This is a genomic window from Mesorhizobium sp. B2-5-7, assembly GCF_006440875.1.
GTDB lineage: Bacteria > Pseudomonadota > Alphaproteobacteria > Rhizobiales > Rhizobiaceae > Mesorhizobium > Mesorhizobium australicum.
Window position 1 is genome coordinate 1,208,738 of the sequence record NZ_VFUO01000001.1, and the last position, 17,616, is coordinate 1,226,353.

Consider the following 17,616-nt stretch of genomic DNA (forward strand, 5'->3'; position numbering starts at 1 on the left):
GCCCTGAATAACGGCGCGCGGATCGGCGCGCCGGGGCGGGGCAGCAAATGACAATCAAGAAGACCTTCGCGGGCCTGCAGGGTCTGCGCGCTATTGCAGCTACCTTGGTGGTCGCTCAGCATGCAGGGTATTTTGCGTACCTATCTACTGGCACTGACTCTAAAAGTTTCCTGCGCCTACAACTTGGCGTTACCGGCGTTTTCATCTTCTTCGTCATTTCAGGCGCGGTCATGGCGCTGGCCACGACCAGGGAAGGTCCAAGAGCTTTCGCCATGTCGCGCCTGACAAGGATATACCCGGCGTTTTTTCTCGCTCTTGTCTTCGCCTTTGTCGTACTCTGGATCGCCGGGATACCCCCTCAGATCACGCCGGACCCTTCCCTGCTGCTGATGCCAACCGGAACACTCAATTCTACCTTCAATGTCCCCTATTGGACGCTGATCTACGAAATGCAGTTCTACTTCCTGCTTTGGCTAGCCATGCTTTGCCGGACGTCTCACCAAATCAGGATGTGGCTAGCGGTTGGCTGGGGCGCAGTGATCCTGGCTGCAGGCGCAGCGGGAATTTCAGTTCCTGCGGCCAGTCCGACTGCGGCGCAGATACCTTTTGCTAGCGTGAACCTATTTTTCGTCATTGGCTACGTGATGGCGTCGGGAATAATGACGAAGGACTGGGGTCCGTTTTTTGCTCTGCTGGTTCTGACTTCCGTCATGACCGTCTACGCAAACGCATGGAGCGGCAGCTATCTTGGGTTGGCCGTCCTGTGCGCGTCAGCGGTGTTCGTTGCCATGAAGGCAGACGCAGTCCTGGTGCCGGCATGGCTGGCCAAGGCGGGGGACTACTCTTACGGGCTTTACCTGGCGCACATGTCCATCATCGCAGCGATCTATAGCTGGGCACCAGGTTGGCCTTTTTGGGCAATGATTAGCGTCATGCTGTGCACAGGGCTGGTAGGCGGCCTGGCGTTTGGCCGCCTGGAGCAGTGGCTATACGTGAGATATTGGCGACCGCTCGCAAAAACTGCGAAACTCGATCAAGCATACTGGCCGCCAGTCGCGGTCGAACCAGCTGCGTTGCCCGGAAGATAGGACGCACCAGCACCGGCAACGTTGGCCCATGAATTGAACGAGACGACGTAACGCGTTCCGGTAGCCGATCCGGTGAAAGTGTTCCCGCTTATGAGTGCGCCGCCCGCGTTGCTTGCAATAAGGAAGCCAGACGAAAAGGCCGGCGTCCCGGTGAGCGTGACTGTTTTGCTGACGCATTGGATTAGCGCGCCGCTTGTTACGAACCAATGTCGCGTTGATGCTCCGGAAATGGTGTAGTTATTCAGGAACGTAGCGATTGCGCCTTGTTCCACATTGATATGAGCGGTTGCACAAGCCCCAAAATCAATCACACCGATATCAACTTGCGATGAAGTTACGTTAATCCCGTATCCGCTTGTCGCAGCGGTAACTTTGAAACCAGTAACGATCCATTTGCCGCGCACGTTCGCAGCGCTGATCGGGTTTGCGCTGGTTGCGGCAATCGTTACGTTGGACGGCGTGACCGTATCGCCCTGTAGCGTGATAGGTCCGGCGCCGACAAAGCTTTTCAGATTGAGCGCGGTTGTTCCGCCCGTGCCAGTGCCGCACTGAATCGTCACCGCGTATATGGACAGGTCGAGCGCGCTCGCGACGTCAATCGCCTTCTGAATGCTGGCGAAGGCCCCTCCGGCACTATTGACTAGGCCCGTGTTGCTGTCTGAACCGGTCGTTAAAACAAAGTAGGTTCTATTGGCGGTCAGGACTTCACGACGCGCCAAGGTCGTGCTCGTATAGAGCGTATCAAAATAGCTCTTCAGCGTCGCCTTAACGTTCGCCCATGTAAGCTTCTTGAGCCCGAACGTGGCTGCGCTGTCCGCGATGCCAAGCTCGTCGGCGTCGACCGGCGTAGTCTTGCTCGTAGCAGCGTGGATAGCCGTTTCCATCGGTGTCCCGCTTGCCGAGATAACCGGGATGTCGGGATTGGTGCTGTCGATAGTGACGTTCAATCCAGCCACAAGGCTGGTCACGCCACCAGACGCAACCGCATTAGCAACCGCAAAAGGCCCTATCCACGACAGCGATGGTCCGTCCCATCTATAGAATGCGAAGGCCACGCCAAGCTCGGCATGCAGGAACAGATAGTTGTCGTTTGCCGCGGCAAGCGTGAGGGCATTACGCTTGGCCAGCGTGCCCGAGTTGTCTGGTGTAATGCCGGCCAGGCTGAGCGTGACAAGCACGCGACTAAGCTTATCGTAAAGGTCGACCACGCTAGCCGCGTCGGAATTGTCGCGCTGGATCGCATAAGCCGCACCGGCCGCCGTGGTGCCGGGCCACACATAGGCCAGCGTAAGATGCGTGTCGTCCGTCACCGAGGCAATCGGGATAGATACACCTTCGCTAGATAACATGCCGCCAGTTACAAGGCCAATAGCCCAGGCCGTGCCGCTGCCCGTAACCACAGCGCTGCCATTCGACACCGTGACGGTGCCGGTTGTGTAGATGGTCATTTATGCTTCCTTGCGGGATTGTGCTGGCCGCGCTGCTACAGCGACTGCGGTATGCCGAAGATGTAGTAGCGGGCGCCCTTCAACTGAGAATCATAGAAGGACGCGCTTGGTTGAATGGTCCAAGGATTATTGCCCGATGCGTAGAGATCAACGCTTGTTAAAGACGTTGGATTCGCCCATGTTGAATAACCGGCTGCTTTTCCCGCCCATGTTGCATTGTTGGTAAAAACTCTATGTTGTCCCCATATCGCCGATGGTTCATTAAATGCAGAATGATTTGAAGGCGGATTGTAAATCGCACCAATTTTCGGAAACAGCAAAAGACCATTCGGGTTAGGGACTGCGATCGTCGCTTTGCGAACGCCTTTGAATAGATCGCTTCCGGATATCACCGTGGGGAAATCAGTCGTCCAGGCAAGAAAACCCTCCGCCAGTATGGGCAGATAGGTCAATCTCGTATCGAGCATTATGTCATTGAGATTCGGCCCCAAGTCGGACGAACCAGGCCGCTTCACTTGGACATAATCACCAATGCCATCATTGCCCTTCAGGAGTATCTTCTTGCCGCCAGTCGTCGGTGCCTCACCGCTGTCAGCGTAGATGACGTAGACGATATCCATGGAAAAGTTGCTGTTACTTACGATTGTAACCGTGCTGCCGGATACGGTATAGGAGAAATCGTTAGCGTTGGCGAATATGTTGTCTATGAACGGAGGCGACCAGTAGGTGCTTTCGGTGGACTTCTTAACGAGGTAGTCCATATATGTTAGTTCGGTAAGCGGAAGGCGCGTTGTTATGACCGCAGTTGCTAGCGCGCCAACTGTAATGGTGCCGGTGGCCATTACTTTGGCCGGAATTCTATCCTCATGCAGTATGTAGTGGCTGGCATCAACATCCGTTACAGTTCGACCGGCCATAGCCACCCGAGCAATGCCGGGAGATACCTTGTCGATTCGCACGACTTCCTGCCCGGAGACTGGCGTTAAGGAATTATCAGGGATAGTTTCATCATGCATCGGCAGATCGAAGACCGTAGCTAAGACGCGGCGCACAGAACTACTCGAACCGGAATTTGAAACAAATGCGGGAATTGACGGTCTATTGAATGGACCTCCCGATGTTGTGTTTGAGCCAGTGTTGAGCACCCTATTCGTCAGGCTATCGTAGCTCAAATACGATGACGTGTTTCCGTTGGGATTACCGGAATTACCAATATCAACGTGCGGGCCTTTGAACTGATTTGTTGTAAAGTTGATAGTTGGTCTCATTTCTACCAACGGTAAAAACGTAAAACCATATGCGGCAGTAAAATATTCTAAAAAGAAACACCATCTTTGAAAAGCGACACCGCTTGCTGTGAATGATTGGATCAATATTTGGCAATTTGTTGGACCGCTGCCCGATGGATAGTAATATTCTGTTGGATTGATATTGCTTCCCGTAGGTGGATAAGCTGTAAAATCCGGTTCCACAATGAAGATATCGCGGATATACCCGACCTTCTGGTATTCCGAATTAAAATAAAACTTACCAGTGTCTGTATTCGCCGTGGTTTGGGGATCGTCGGTGTTCACAGCCATGATTTTGGCGAAGGGGACGCTGCCCCTCCGCCCAATCGCTAGTTTTGGCATTTGCGCTCCGCTTTACGGGACGGCTATAGAGAAGAAGCCGTTGTTCAAATCAAGCTTCACGGAACCATCCGCGCTCTGCAGAAGACCGGCTGTTACAGTGCCAATGTTGGCCACCAGAGACTTCAGCGTGCCGCCAGAGAATGTCAGCGGAGTGCCTGTGTTCGTACCGTCAGTGACAACGAACTTGCCGGCATTGACAATGAAGTTGGAGAACGGCGCCGCAGGATTTCCTCCGGTAAATCCGGCCTCAATCACCCACCCCGCATCGACCCACGTAGAGCCAATGGAGGCGCGAACTTGCGCAACCATTCGCGATACGACATCACCAGTTCCGGCCGTTGCCACAATCTGGAACAAGCCATCGGCCGACACTGTGTCGACTGACGCCTGCACTGCCGTCACAGCGCTTGCTACGGCTGTGATTTGGCCATCGAGGTCAGTTATCTCTGCTGTCAGCGAAGTTAACGCCGCAGCATTCGCCCTGTTCGTCCGCACCGCAACCGAGTTGTCTTGCGCCTGCCTGCCGCCGGCATCGATCGCCGAGGCCGCAACCTGTGCAAGTTTGTCGCGAACGTCCTGCAAACCCAAACTCAGAGCGGACAGAAAGTCCCTGATATCCTGCTGCGTCTGCGCCAGGTCGACCGACACGTTGAACACTTCGGCTGGCGTCGAAACTTCGAACCATGCTGAAAAGAACGTCGTGCGTGGCGGGCTGGTGATGATCCTGTGACGATACTCGTAGGTCTTGGTGGGCAGAACGCCTTCCGAGACCGTAAGCACCTGCACGGGCATCTCTGCCCGCTTCACGATGCTGGCGACATAGCCGCTCTGGATACCAGACTGCGTGCCCGTCGTGACAATGGCCGGTCCACCTGGCATCAACGATGCCGTGAATGTTCCGGACGTCAGAACTGTCAGCACGTACATAGGGCTGTCGGGCGTCATCCCGGTAGGCAGTGCACCAGTCGTGGCCAGGTAGAACAAGTCGTTGGCGGCAAGCCCATGGTTAGGCCAAGTGACGACTGCCGGGTTGGCAATCGAAACCGTGACGCCAACCGCCTCCGGGCGATACTCGACATCGACTGCTGCAACGGTCACATCATCAAACGCATCCCACTGGAAGCGAATTCCGGTCTTGCGGTCGGTCGAGCCGTCAACCTTGATTTGAATGCCGGTGGCAACAAATCCTGACGCAGACGAAGCATAATCAGGATCACCGGGCGTACTCGCATCGGTAGGCACCGTAACGTATGCCGTACCGTCGAAAATGCCTGTGCTGACTTCCTGCAGCGTCAGATAGACGTTGCGGGTGGCCTTCTCGCCAAACGGCCCAAGACGCTTTTCCATGATCTGGAACGTGCGCGTTCCGTAGGCGGCAGAATCCCATTCCACCCAGCGGCCAACTTGCGCATCAGCCAAGAACTTGGGATGGACGCAGATTTCACCGTTGCCCTGGTAGCGACTTGCCTTGAAGGCAATATCCGCCAGCCGATCTGCGACGTCAGAGCGATTCACCGCATCGTACGGGATGGAGACGGCTAGCCGCTCTCCGTCCTCGGCCAGTGCGGCCGCATCAATGCGTACCGCGAATGGAGTCTGTTCATAGAAGTTGTCCGGCTCGAAATAGGTGCCGGCAAGCGTGTTGATGAGCTCGGATTTGGTGCGCTTGACGGAGAACCGAAACGGCTCGTCAATCATGATGTCGTCATCGGTGAACGTCATCACCGTCGACTGAGCGGCGCCTACAATCGGATACTCTCCGGAAGCATCCTCAACCCACGTTGCGGCGCACGCCTCAAGCAATGGGTGCATATTCTGGTCGTGCGTGACACCGCCACCGGCCGCAGGAATAAGGCCCGCCGAGTACCGCGTGCCCGCACCAACGGTTTCGTCGCAGATATTAGCGGCTTGCGTCCAATTGGCCAGCGGCAGTCGGGAGGCCGTGACGCCCTTGCCGACCATCATTTCAGTGCCGTTGAAGATGCCGCGCTCGAGCGCGTATTGCATCAGGACGGGATTTTCAGTGAACTCCCAAGTGGTCTGATCGGCCCAGCGATGCGAACCGGAACCGCCGACAGAGCTATCCTTGCGCCAGTCATAGAGCGGCGCACCTTGGATTTCAAAGAACGCCTCCCACGGCGTCGTCAGGTGCTCGCGGTTAAGGACGTTCGTGACAACGGCGTAAGCAATGCCCGCGCCGCGATGTGCAGACGTCCAGCGGCCTATCGGATTAGACTTTGCGATCAGGCCGGCATCAGCCGTCTGGGTCATCGTCCCCTTGTAGAGTTTGACCCACACTTCGGAGTCGATGCCCTGAATGCGGAAGCCCTTGGTTGCGTCCTCAATACCGCCAAGGGTTGCCCATACACCCTTATAGCGAACGCGCGATATGCCTGTGATCTGGAAATTGGAAAGGATGTAGACATCCTGAATGCGTCTGTTGCCGGAACTGTAAGCGTTCCGGTAGACGAGATGGCCCGCAGTGCCAACTTTGCCGAAGGCCACGGAGCGAGACAAATCCTCGCCGTAGGCCGTCTGCAATTGCGATGTCTGCGCCTGCGCCTTTGGCTTCGGAATTAGCGAGCCGATAAGATACTTCGCGGCAAGCCCTAGACCGAAGCGAGCCAGGCCGGCAAGGATGGTCGAACCACCAAGCCACGAAGCAACGCCGCCAAGGCCGACTGCGCTAAAGACTGTAGTGAATAACGGGACTAGAAAGCCCATGCACTAGCCCACCCCGTAAAGGCCGTTAGCCGACCTTGAATGCTGTTTTGATGTCTGACTGCGGTATGAAGGACAGGCCGCGTTCGTCTTTGACCGCGAAGCCGCGGTCGCACATAAAGCCGCAAGAGAGCGTGCCATTGCGCTCGACAACGCCGACGTCGCCACGTTGCGCCATAAGCTTGGCGACGGACGGGAACAGGCTCGCAAGAGCGGCCTCTACGTCCGCATGGCCGCGCTTTAGTAGCACGCGAGCAGCGCCAGCCGCGGTGCTATACACACCGCCCCGTATGTCCTCTGCAGGGTCAAAGCCGGTTACAGCAATCACCGCATCCATAACGGTTAGCAGGCAGTCCGATACGCCCCACTCGCCTGGCGTCTTGTTGTGATGGTTGACCATGCGCGCAAGGCGCCGGTCCCAGTCTGGCAACCGGCTTAAGGTAAGCATTGGTATCCTTGTGAAGGTCGCTAGTCGAACTTGATGTCGAACGTCTCGTTCTTGACCTTGCTCGCGTACTGGAAGAACATGTCGCCGGCCGAGACCAGTTGCTGATCCTCGTGGCTTGCCGTGCGGTAGCCGTCGCGGTGGTTAGCGATAGCGCCAGAGCGAACGTTGGCAATCAACTTGCTTTCGCCGCCGTCTCGCGAGTGGTCAATCGTATCGATGAAGCCGTAAGCGCCAGGCTCCGCCCAAAGGAATGAACGGTCGTCAGGATCGAAGTAGAAGTCGTAGACCGTTGTCGGCGCGTCTTTGTAGCCTTCATTTTCGATCAACAGCAGTTTGTCCGGCGTCAGACCGCTATCGCGCTTCGCGATGAGCTCCGCTGTAAACGTCGATGCCGCCGTGCCTAAGCCGTAGACAGGCTCGGAGATGGTAATGAGAGCGTTCGGCCAGTACAACTGGCCGTCAATGGTGATATCGCCCTTACCGTTCCAGAAGCCGTAGGTGCCCGTAGTGCAAACGATTTTGATGCCGGATCGGATGACCGCTCGCCCTTCGGTTAGCACATCCTGAAGGCGTGTCGGGAATGTCATCTATTGCGGTCTCTACGATAAACGAAGGTGATGGTTCTCGCACTTAAGTCGAGTACCATCGTGCCATCCTTGCTAGTGATCTTGCCGGTTTTGGTTTGTTCACTCACTTCGGAATCTCCACAAGTGTAAATGAAGCGCTTGGCATGATATCGTCCGTGATGTCGAACGATCCTGGCAATACGCGCATGTTTGCGATCGGGTTTTTGAACTTGATAACAGCGCCGGCCGTGATGTAGGCGGCAACCGTGGGCTCCACCGTGATCGTCATCGTATTGCTGGCCGCGACTGCACCTGCCTGCACCCGGAACAGCGAATTGTAACTGCCGGTGGTTGCGGAGATAAGGTCGCCGGGGCCAAGCGTCAGCCCGTTGTCGACACTGTTGATGACCAGGCTGTTGCCGGTGATCGAAACCAGATTGCCATCGTTCGCCAGCTTGCTATTGGCGGAATCCCCCCAATACGCCTGCGGCACACACATATGCTGCGGAGTGTACAGCACCGTCTGCAGGCCGCCTCTGCAAGCATCGCGGAACGCCTCAACCAAGAGGCGCCCCGAAGCCCGCAGCGGTACGGTTTTCATATTGATTGACCAGTACGCATCCGCATACTCGACAAAGGCCATTGCGCGTGTGCCAGAGCGCGACACGGACACAGACTCGGTAAGCTGTGGGTACGCAGCTAGGAAGCCAACGGCTGGTAGGCTGATTGTTGCCATTTGTGGCCTCTTAGGTTAGCCCGCGAGTTTTCGCGTCGCGAATGGCCTTCACAACATTGTTGGTGAAGTCTTTTTGGTAAGCCTTCAACGCCGCCGTGACTTGCTGGCCGGCATCGCCCTGGCCGCCCTGCACGGTTATTTGCGGCGCGAAGCTAACCGCAACATTGGAACCGCTGCCCGCGGCGCTAATGCTGGGTACGCGCGGCACGATAGTTCCGCTCGTATTGGGGACGAACAGTTCCGGTCGCTTCTCGCCAACAATGTATGGCTTGCCCGCCGTAACAGGTCCGCCGTTTGCACGTAGGCCGAGAGCGCCGATGATGCCAGGATCACTAGAGCCGCCGCCAGTGACGGCGCCCAAGATGCTGCCGAGAAAACCACTTGACCCGCCACCGCCCGTGCTAGACGCCTGCAGAATTGCATCAACCAGATCGTTTTCGATCTTGTCAATGATTTTATCTAGCACATCTTCTGCAATTTTGCCGAAGTCCTGCCAGTCCAACTTACCGTCATCTAGCGCTGAGCGTAGATCGTCAAAGGCGCCTTTGAGTACATCCTTTTGCAGGTCGTACATCTCCTGCGCCTTGCGGAGCTCATCCGCCTGGCGCGCATACGCCTCCGAAACAGCATCGATCTTCGCAATTTGGTCAGGTGTAAGTTGTGCGTTTTGCCAGTCGGCATCGCCCTTCTTTCGGGCTTCCTCGCGGACCTGTTTGAGTGCGGTCTGCTCTAGGTCAAGACTGACCTTGCGCTTCTGCTGCGCTTCAAAAGAGAGGCCGAGGGAGTTGTATTCCTCAGTTAGCGCTGCCGTTCGGTCTCTAATCGACTGGATGTCTTCTGCGAAGCGATCGTCCGCGGTCTTCTTTGGCGCGCGGTTCGCCCGCGCCAGGGCAGCCGCGGCCCTGCGTGCTGCAGCCTCCTCTGCCTTGTCGGACGCGTGGCCGAGGTCTTCCTTGTTTGGAAACTCAGGTATCGGGACAACTACGCCATCCGGCACGCGTTGCGGGCTTTCGTGGCGCCCGTTTCCGTTTCCGGATCCCGCATAGACGCTGTTTAGCGCATCGCTGGCATTTCGAGCGGCAATGATGATCTTGCCAATGCCCGCAATAATGCCTGAGAATTCAGGATTAGCCTGCTCCAGAACGGCCAAGGAGTCGTGGATGTCGTCAAGGCTGGCCTTACCGTCACGAGCCTTGTCGAAAAGGTCTTGAAGCTCCTTTTGGACTGGCTTCGAGTCAACATTGGCGAGTGCCAGGTTGAACTCATTAACCGTGTCAGTCGCGCTGGATACGGATGCATCAACTGACGGCATCGCCGCAGCCGTATCAGACGCAGCGGAGGACAGCGCAAGAAGCGCGGCGCTGGCAGAATCAAGCCCCTTTGGATTAACGGCCGCGATGGCCGTAACCTCATCCCGGAATGCTTTGACGTCCGGTGCACCGTTCCTAGCACCCTCGGCCAACTTCTCAATCGCCGCGCGGAATGGTTCAAACTGAGACTTGAGGACGGTCTGAAGCGCGCCTTGCCCGCCACCGCCAGATCCTATGGACTTGTACAGGTCGTCAAAGATTACCTTGACCTGGCCGCTAAGCTTATTCGAAAGTTCCTTTTGGATTCCCCGGTTTAGGGCGTTTACGGTGCCGGCCGTGTCAGCCGCGTACTTTTTCTGCTTCCCGGCAACCTCGTCGTAAGCATCCCCAAGGCGCTTGATATTTTCTTCATGGCTCTTGATGATCTCGTCGAGGTCACGAATGTTCGTCCCGCCTACCGCGTCGTAGGCGATGAACGCGACGGTAGCGGCCGCAATGGCAGCCGTTACGAGTGGAAATCTCGTGACAAGACCGATGGCGGCAGTGCTAATTCCGTTCAGGCCACCCTGTGTACCCTGAACAAGCGCGCCAATTACCTGCGCACCCTCCATCTGCGCAACGCGCAGCGGCCCCATGCCAGCAGCAAGCGCCTGAAATGCGTTGACGCCAGAGGCTTGCAACTCCATCATGCCGGTACGCGAAAGCAGCGCCCGCCTGCCAATATCTTCAACGCCGTTGGCAGTATCAGCAAGTGCGCCTTTCCACTCCTTGAGCGGCTTGGCGCCGGCGTTGGCAATGCCCATCATATCGTTGATGCGCTTTTGCACAGGGCTTAAGGATTGGTCGATGCCTTTGCCAAGGCCATCAAACTGCTTCTGGATCCCAGAAGTAGTTTGCCCTATATCCTGACCGAGTTGCTTTAACTGCCGCTTGATGGTAGTAAGATCAGTACTAACACTAATAAGAAGGTCATCGGCTCTGTCTGACATACTGGAACCTTCTTACAGGGGGCGTACAATGAAGTGGCTTTTGGGGATTGCCTGCGCGGCGCTGGTCGCAGCTTGCGGCGCTGCTTTCGCGTACAGCACGGGATACTTCGATGACGGTTTAACGAAGTCCTGCGAGGAGGCGCTGAGGCAGCGGCTTAAAGCCCCTTCTCAATACAAGCGCGTGCGCATTGTACGCGATACTAAGGACATGACGCGCGATGAGTTCGTCGCCTATCTAGACGGCAGCCGAGAGGATGAAAGCGTACGCAAATTCCACCTCAAGAGCTTTGACGCCAAGAATATCCAGCCGCAGACGCTCAGCCTCGCCATCGAATATGATGCTCCGAATTCGTTCGGTACTGTCCTGCGAGGCTATGCCGACTGCAGATACGAAAGCACCTACGGCAAAGATCCGATCAGCTATCTGTTTGTAAAGATAGATGGCAAGACAAGCCTCGAATGGCTGCGGGGCGCGGTCTCTAGCGATTGAACTAACCGTACCGCGCTAGCAGGTCTGCCATATCGTCGTCGGTTGGTCCCTCTTCCTTCTTGCTACCGCCGCCGTTTGCCTCGTTGAAGCCCTCAATGGCAAACATGTACTCGGTGAGCGTCGATGCCCAAAACACCGCAGGCGTCCAATGAAGGGCGCCAAACGCACCCTTCATCCAGTCTCGCCAAGGAAAAGGCTTTTCTATCCCGCCGCCACTGCTGGAGCGGCGTCGCCGTTTCCCTCGTCGTCCTTGAAGTGATGCGATAGAGCAACCGTGAAGGCGTCCGCGATCGCCTTGAAGTGGCGGAGCTTCAGTGCGGCAAGGGCAGCCATCTTGTCGCCACGCACCGTCAAGAGCTCGATGGCCGCCTGGGCAGCCGCCACCTCGACGCCAGACAGCCGCACGAACAAATCGGCAAGCGACTTGCACTCTAGCCGGGTGCTTACCGCTGCCAGGCCAGCCATGGTGGCCGCAATCACAAGGTCAACGCCGCCCACATTCAGTGCGACTTCCCCTCGAGCGCCGTTAACCTCCAAAGCCATACCTGATTACTCCGCCACGAACGTAAGGGCGCCGCCAGCATTGAAGGTGGCGTTGAAGGTCATCGTGCCTTCCATTTCGCCACCAAGCTCAAAGTTGGTCACGTAGAACGGGCCGGTGAACGTGCCGAGGCCAGGGACAATGACCTTAGCATTGAACGTCGAGCCGGCGACAACGTAGGCCATGAATGCCGTCTGGTTGGCACCAGCAACGAACTTGCCAGAACCGGTGAAGGTGCGATTCAGAATGCCGGGAACGCCAGTCTTCTGCGGCGTGTTGCCGGGATTGTCGCAATCGGGAACGGTCGTGTCGACATCATTGGCCGACAGGTTGAAGCTGCGCTGCATAAGCCCGCAGAGATTGGTGAAGGTCTCGGGACCAACGCCATCACCGATTTGCACGAGCAAGAGGCGGCCAGTCTGCTGGCCTGGTGTAACTGCCATGTTAGGCTCCATAAAAGAAAAAGCCCGCATGGCGGGCAGTTGTGGTGAGGGGTTTTTGCCGCTAGGCGGCTTCTATTTCTGCTTCGAAACTGCAGACGCCATGGCCCGTTGTGCCATCGGCGTCATAGAAGACGCGCTCGCCAGTATGCGCTAGCGTCACCAGGCGATTGTTGGGTAACGCTAGCGGATAGTGGTGCAGTGCGTTGGCAACCTCCCACGCGATTGCGCGGGCGTCCTGCAATGCGCCACCGGTTGCCGGCAGCGGATTGCTATCATCGGTCCAGACGTGGATTGTCAGGCTCGCAATGATACTGGTGATGCACTGCGAATCGTCACGCAGCGTCGTAACGTCGTCAACTGTAATGTACGGAGGCGCGAACGACGCGGGCGGCCGATAGAAAATCTTTGCAGCTGGCACCAGCGCCGTAAGCGGCGCATATCCGCGCAGGCGTGCCGTGGCCACGCCGACTAGTTCGTGGGCTGGTGCGGCCATTTACTTCCCCATCGATGCCTTGACTGCAGCGCTAATTGCACGGCTGATCTTGGCTTTTGCGGCTTTGCGGTATGCGCGCCAGGTGTAGAAGATATGCGGATGTGCGCGGGCGCCAGGATGCACAACTGACGGTACCGAGACCAACGTACCGTCAGCGCCAGGGAACACTAGGCTTCCGTCCTTGCCCGTGATCTTGTGCGGAGCCGTGCCCCACTCGAGCCACCTCCAGACAAACTCAGCGTAAACGCCGGTTGCGTCAGGATCCTTCGAGGGCTGGCCGCTAGCCGGCTTGATGCCCGGCATATCCGCCTGACGCGCGCCGATGATGCTGTCTTTGTAGGATCCAGTCTCGCCAACCGGCGCACGGCTAGCTATTCGGCTTGCCGCTTCACGCGCAACCTCAAGTTTTGCCTTAGCTGCAGCAGCGCTAGCTTCCGGCACTAAGGCATCCAATTTGCGCTGGAGCGCTTCCCGGCCGAGCACTGTGGCCTTCATCGCCATTACGAAGACTCGCCTTCGATAACTAGCATCTCGATGTACTGAGAGCGCTCGTCAGGGTTGACAATGGTTTTGATGTTCCAGACCCTGACTGGCTTGCCGTCCGCCATCCCCCTGCGGGCATCATAGACGCGCCAGTCAGCACGCACAGCGCGCGTGTCCACGCAACTGCGCACCATCATGTTATACGGCTGCAATGCGGCTAGACGAGCCGCCGTTACTGCCTCAACGTTCAATCGTCCGCTGAACTGCGGAGCCAACCGAGCCGATATTGAAAAAACATCGGCAAACTCGCCAAGCACGTCGTTGCCGTACTCATCCTGCACTATTGCACGGCGCTGGAAAACGACACGGCAATTTAGGCCGCCAGCTCCCGATCGCTTGGCCATGGCGCTTCATCCTTATTGGTTTTGCGCAGCCGCGCGCCTACACCCGCCGCCAAGGCGGCATCAGCGCACGCCCGTGTAACGTTGAAGTCGCCAACCAGATACGCGATCGTAAAGCCCGGCTGGCGCCAGTCCCACGGCTTGCTGAACCGGATCCACATGTCTACCAGCCCACACTAGAGAACTGCGTCCGGAGCCTGAATTTCGATGTCGATATCGGTCGCACTGGTCGCCATTCCAAGCAGAGCCGGATGGTCGCCGGTCGTGAGGTCGGCAATGGGAACAATCGTGCCCGCGGTTCCGCCAAGGTAATAGGCGACGCCAGGAACTACCGTCGCACCGATGGTGATCGGCCCCTTTAGGTGCACTGCGAGCGGCTGGTTGGCAGCCGCAGCGTGCAGAGCGATACCCTTGGGAACGCGGACGATCGCAGAGGCATCATTGGTGTCGGCAAGCTTATAAGTGCCATCGGTGGCTTTATATACCACTTGGCCAGCAGTTACGGCCACGCCAGCGCGACCGTTGTCGCGCGATGAATTCGAGCCGGCCAAAACGTTGGCGGCGGTAATGGTAAGAGCGGTCAATTTTTTTCCTTCTAGTAAATAGCCAGCGGGCTTGTTATTTTCTTGAGCAACAATTTACGGAGGAAATAGCAGGTGAATGGATTTGAAGAATTTTTGGAGGAATATGACGATCTCGCGGAGCGCCTAATCCAAGCTCGCTATCAAGACTTCGGTCGCGCAGTTCGTCGGTTTTTCCAACTGCTGGATCAAGCTCCGGAACCTTCCAGATCACACCTTAGATGGCTGCGCGTCCTTTTCCCACTAGAGAGGGTCACCTCTGAGGTCATGGTACAACCTAGTGGAATGGTCGGCTCTGGTCAGTTAAATTGGCCCGACGATCTCGACCTTGCCCTAAGTGCTCAACTGAATCTTCTTGAATCTTTCGGCGACAGCGACAGGGAAGCTTTGCAGTTCTCTCGCGGCTACTTCTACAGCCGCTCGAACAACATCAACGACGTCTTGCACGAGATGACGGGGCATCTCTTTGATCCGATGATCCGGGATCTCCGGCGCTATCTTCAGCGCAACAAGGACAAGCCCGCCGACGCTAGCCAAGTGCCAGCCTCGGATCGGCTAGTCCCACTTGATCACAACCGGCCCGAATACGCCGCTACAATCGAAGCGATTGAGAGCACGGAAGTGGCTGCGCTGGCTTCGAACGAAATCCTTCCAGAGGACCGCGAGCGCATCAAGTTTGAGCTTAATGCGGGCATGCTACTCTTAAAGGCATCATCGGTGCGCGAGGCCGCCATCGAAGCAGTTTTGATCCGCGCCCTGAAATGGTTGTCAGCAAATTTTGCTGGAGCCGCTCTTGGAGTAGCCGCCGATCAAGCGCTGCAAGCTGTTCTGAAATTGCTTGCCGGCTAGCCGCATCTGAAATTGGAAAGTAGACAGTCAAGTGTGGACCACTCGGGAGCGGCAGCATTCTCACGCATTTCGTAACCGCCCGAGAGGAACAATAGGATGGCGTACTTGATGGCCGGCGGCACATCATCAGAGCCAACAACTGCTGTAACGGCTATCCGCGACCTCGGCTGTGTTGCCGGCCAGGTCTGCCCGTACTTGAGAGTAATAGCTGCCTCTAAACCGTCGGCGCGCAGTTCATAAACGGTGTCAGCAAGCGTCTGCGGTGAGCCCGTAGCGTCCACATACTCAATCGATGTCACAGACTGCACGGGTGCCTCAGACATTCGCGTGAAGTCGCCGAAGCAATCGCATTTAGCTACCACGGTCTGTGTGACGAGACGCGTGTTGCAGTACTTTTCGACATGGTTCCGGGCGCATGCAATCAGCAACCCAAGCTCGTCATCATTGTCTGTGAAATCTTCTGCGTGCACATGCCGCTTGGCCTCGACCAAGCTTACAGGCTCAGTCCTTGCTGCTACCGTCACCGTTGCTGGGTACCACATTGCGTTTTCTCCCGCGGCGTTCTGCGGTTGGCGCTTGCACGGCGCGCTCAATCTCTTGTTCAACCGCAGGAATAGCAAAGCCCGCAGAGATAAGGCGCAACGCCTCGTCCTGCGGGAAGTCGCGCTCGTCGCCAGGCCCAAGCGAATAGCCCAAGCCTGACAAGCCGACGAGCATTCGAATTAACATCAGGCAGTCGCGCCGAGAGCCTTGAGCGCTGCGTCGGCGGCGCGGATCCACGTAACGATCGCGTCGGCCTGCGCCTGCGAAAAACCATAAGGGGACGAATTCGTCGCCGCAGTAGCGGCCGGAGGCGTAAGTGCGGATGCCTGCGTGCCGCTGTTCGGCAACAGCTTGCCGCCTGTCTTCACCTGAATTGCGCCGCCGCCCTCGACTACGAGGGTGTCGCCGCCGAGGGCGGGGTGAACTTTTGTACTGAAATCGGACATCATCTTCTCCAGATCTGGAGGGGCGCCCCACAAGGAGCGCCCTGCTACTTACTCAAGCTTGGATAAGATGGCGAACCGCGGCGGTGTCGCCGAGCTCGCCGTCGAACCGGATCAAACCAGCGATGCCAAGATCAGGCCAGAAGCGCTCACGAAGCACCCCGATGACGGGCGACCCCACCTTACGGACGAAGTAAGCGCCAAAATCGCCAAAGATCATCGTTTTGTTGCCAGTAGCAAGGCTGGCCATGGCCTGGTTGATCGAATAGCGGTAGCCAAGGATATTGCCAGGAACGCCGCTGGTCACGTCCCCCATCGTCCAAATATATCGCCCTTCCCCATCTTTCAATTTTCTGAGAGCGCCCAGTGTCAGATCATTGAACATGAAGCGCACCTTCGGCGACTGGCGGTAAGCCGGGTCAACCGAGTGCACCAAGTCAATGATCTCGTCATAGGTAACCGCAGCGACCGCAGCAGCGGTCTTGCCAAGGCTTGAGGCGGTGACGATGCCGTTCGGATCGCCGGAGCCATCACCAACCGTCAACTGTAGGTTCGCGATGCGGCCAAGGCGCTTGCCAAGCAGGCCACCGAGCAGGGTCTCCATGTTAAAAATGGAATCCTGGGCCAGCTCATAGGAAAAGCGGACAAACTCGGTGTCGTACACGTAGGCATCGAGGCGCTTCTGTCCGAACGTGGCATCCGAACCGCCATCATCCGTCAACGCGGTGCCTTCGGTGTGCTTGACCGCCGGAACTCCCGTGTCATCAACAGTCGGCAGATTAATCTGATTGCCAGAGGCCGTGCTGAAGACGGTGCAAATGTCTTCGTCATACATCGGACCCCAGGCGGCCATCGTCTCGATTATGATGTTTTCAAGCTCGACGGGTACCGTATAGCCACCCGCGGTCGTCGTGCCGGCAGTCTGGATGCGCTTTTCAAAATCCTTCACGCCGGCACGCAGGACAGCGCGTTCCTCGCCGTTCAATTCTGACAGATCGCCACCGGACGCAATGAATCTGTGGAAGACCTGGCGATACTCAAGGCCCTCGCCCTCTTCCTGGCCGCGTTGCTCGGCATCAGAGCCGTTCGGGCGACGATTGCGACGCTCTTCCTCTGCGCGGGCGTTGATACGGGCTTCGGCTGCCGCCATGCGCTCTTCGCGAGCAATGGCGGCATCGATCTTGTCCATATCAGCCATGAAATTATCATGGCGAGCCTCAAGCTCGGCCGCGCGGGCCTCGTCGGTGTTCTTCTTGATGGCGTCGAGCGCTTCGCGCGCCTGCGCAACAAGTGTGCCGCGCTTTTCGTTGAGTTCTTTGAGAGTCATAAAGGTACCTTTCGGGCACAAAAAAGGCCCGCCTAAGCGAGCCTGTGGGGTTGAAATGGCAGGACGTGTCGTCCGCCCTCCGGCT

At 57.2% G+C, this 17,616-nt stretch carries 21 protein-coding genes; 3 read left to right on the forward strand and 18 right to left on the reverse strand.

The window, feature by feature from the left end; translation table 11 throughout:
• Positions 1-47: 47 nt before the first annotated feature.
• Positions 48-1,088: an acyltransferase gene (locus tag FJ543_RS06070; RefSeq protein WP_140874174.1), complete on the forward strand. Its 1,041-nt coding sequence runs from the start codon at positions 48-50 to the stop codon at positions 1,086-1,088.
• Here the strand turns inward: FJ543_RS06070 and FJ543_RS06075 are convergent.
• The 7 genes from FJ543_RS06075 to FJ543_RS06105 form a co-directional block, all read right to left on the reverse strand.
• Complete coding sequence (locus FJ543_RS06075) at positions 1,034-2,536, reverse strand: hypothetical protein (RefSeq protein WP_140874176.1); 1,503 nt, start codon at positions 2,534-2,536, stop codon at positions 1,034-1,036. The genes FJ543_RS06070 and FJ543_RS06075 overlap by 55 nt on opposite strands.
• A gap of 35 nt (positions 2,537-2,571) precedes the next feature.
• Entirely contained in the window at positions 2,572-4,167 is a 1,596-nt protein-coding gene (locus tag FJ543_RS06080; RefSeq protein ID WP_140874178.1) for a hypothetical protein, read from the reverse strand.
• Between the two features lie 12 nt (positions 4,168-4,179).
• A complete protein-coding gene (locus FJ543_RS06085) occupies positions 4,180-6,891 on the reverse strand; it encodes a hypothetical protein (protein ID WP_140874180.1) in 2,712 nt (903 codons plus the stop codon).
• 25 nt (positions 6,892-6,916) lie between these two features.
• Positions 6,917-7,336: a hypothetical protein gene (locus FJ543_RS06090; RefSeq protein WP_140874182.1), complete on the reverse strand. Its 420-nt coding sequence runs from the start codon at positions 7,334-7,336 to the stop codon at positions 6,917-6,919.
• Between the two features lie 20 nt (positions 7,337-7,356).
• The gene (locus FJ543_RS06095; protein WP_140874184.1) at positions 7,357-7,923 is read right to left on the reverse strand and encodes a DUF2163 domain-containing protein; all 567 of its coding nucleotides are present in this window, start codon (positions 7,921-7,923) and stop codon (positions 7,357-7,359) included.
• A gap of 103 nt (positions 7,924-8,026) precedes the next feature.
• Positions 8,027-8,545: a hypothetical protein gene (locus FJ543_RS31405; protein WP_181173916.1), complete on the reverse strand. Its 519-nt coding sequence runs from the start codon at positions 8,543-8,545 to the stop codon at positions 8,027-8,029.
• A gap of 103 nt (positions 8,546-8,648) precedes the next feature.
• Positions 8,649-10,937 (reverse strand): hypothetical protein, encoded by a 2,289-nt coding sequence (locus tag FJ543_RS06105; RefSeq protein ID WP_140874186.1) that lies wholly within the window; start codon positions 10,935-10,937, stop codon positions 8,649-8,651.
• Positions 10,938-10,965: 28 nt separating this feature from the next.
• Between FJ543_RS06105 and FJ543_RS06110 the strand changes: the two genes are divergently transcribed.
• Positions 10,966-11,427: a hypothetical protein gene (locus tag FJ543_RS06110; protein ID WP_140874188.1), complete on the forward strand. Its 462-nt coding sequence runs from the start codon at positions 10,966-10,968 to the stop codon at positions 11,425-11,427.
• Position 11,428: 1 nt separating this feature from the next.
• Here the strand turns inward: FJ543_RS06110 and FJ543_RS06115 are convergent, their stop codons facing one another.
• The 7 genes from FJ543_RS06115 to FJ543_RS06145 form a co-directional block, all read right to left on the reverse strand.
• Positions 11,429-11,692 carry a phage tail assembly chaperone gene (locus FJ543_RS06115; RefSeq protein ID WP_281405319.1) on the reverse strand — a complete coding sequence of 88 codons (264 nt, stop codon included), beginning with the start codon at positions 11,690-11,692 and terminating at the stop codon, positions 11,429-11,431.
• Positions 11,629-11,970, reverse strand: a complete 342-nt coding sequence (locus FJ543_RS06120) for a hypothetical protein (RefSeq protein ID WP_140874192.1) — start codon at positions 11,968-11,970, stop codon at positions 11,629-11,631. Before FJ543_RS06120 ends, FJ543_RS06115 begins: the two co-directional genes overlap by 64 nt.
• 6 nt (positions 11,971-11,976) lie before the next feature.
• On the reverse strand, positions 11,977-12,411 hold the full coding sequence (locus FJ543_RS06125) for a phage tail tube protein (RefSeq protein ID WP_140874194.1): 435 nt from the start codon (positions 12,409-12,411) through the stop codon (positions 11,977-11,979).
• 61 nt (positions 12,412-12,472) lie between these two features.
• Complete coding sequence (locus FJ543_RS06130) at positions 12,473-12,904, reverse strand: DUF3168 domain-containing protein (RefSeq protein WP_140874196.1); 432 nt, start codon at positions 12,902-12,904, stop codon at positions 12,473-12,475.
• Positions 12,905-13,405 carry an HK97 gp10 family phage protein gene (locus FJ543_RS06135; protein WP_140874198.1) on the reverse strand — a complete coding sequence of 167 codons (501 nt, stop codon included), beginning with the start codon at positions 13,403-13,405 and terminating at the stop codon, positions 12,905-12,907.
• Positions 13,405-13,791, reverse strand: a complete 387-nt coding sequence (locus FJ543_RS06140; RefSeq protein ID WP_140874200.1) for a head-tail adaptor protein — start codon at positions 13,789-13,791, stop codon at positions 13,405-13,407. Before FJ543_RS06140 ends, FJ543_RS06135 begins: the two co-directional genes overlap by 1 nt.
• A gap of 173 nt (positions 13,792-13,964) precedes the next feature.
• Positions 13,965-14,372: a hypothetical protein gene (locus FJ543_RS06145; protein WP_140874202.1), complete on the reverse strand. Its 408-nt coding sequence runs from the start codon at positions 14,370-14,372 to the stop codon at positions 13,965-13,967.
• A gap of 72 nt (positions 14,373-14,444) precedes the next feature.
• Here FJ543_RS06145 and FJ543_RS06150 point away from each other — a divergent pair, with 72 nt between their 5' ends.
• On the forward strand, positions 14,445-15,218 hold the full coding sequence (locus FJ543_RS06150) for a hypothetical protein (protein ID WP_140874204.1): 774 nt from the start codon (positions 14,445-14,447) through the stop codon (positions 15,216-15,218).
• Here FJ543_RS06150 and FJ543_RS06155 read toward each other — a convergent pair.
• The 4 genes from FJ543_RS06155 to FJ543_RS06170 are packed head-to-tail and all read right to left on the reverse strand — an operon-like array spanning position 15,215 to position 17,531.
• The gene (locus tag FJ543_RS06155; RefSeq protein ID WP_246678821.1) at positions 15,215-15,709 is read right to left on the reverse strand and encodes a hypothetical protein; all 495 of its coding nucleotides are present in this window, start codon (positions 15,707-15,709) and stop codon (positions 15,215-15,217) included. The genes FJ543_RS06150 and FJ543_RS06155 overlap by 4 nt on opposite strands.
• Positions 15,710-15,719: 10 nt before the next feature.
• Positions 15,720-15,947: a hypothetical protein gene (locus FJ543_RS06160; protein ID WP_140874208.1), complete on the reverse strand. Its 228-nt coding sequence runs from the start codon at positions 15,945-15,947 to the stop codon at positions 15,720-15,722.
• On the reverse strand, positions 15,947-16,207 hold the full coding sequence (locus tag FJ543_RS06165) for a hypothetical protein (protein WP_140874209.1): 261 nt from the start codon (positions 16,205-16,207) through the stop codon (positions 15,947-15,949). Before FJ543_RS06165 ends, FJ543_RS06160 begins: the two co-directional genes overlap by 1 nt.
• A 52-nt stretch (positions 16,208-16,259) precedes the next feature.
• Positions 16,260-17,531 carry a phage major capsid protein gene (locus FJ543_RS06170; protein WP_140874211.1) on the reverse strand — a complete coding sequence of 424 codons (1,272 nt, stop codon included), beginning with the start codon at positions 17,529-17,531 and terminating at the stop codon, positions 16,260-16,262.
• Positions 17,532-17,616: the final 85 nt, after the last annotated feature.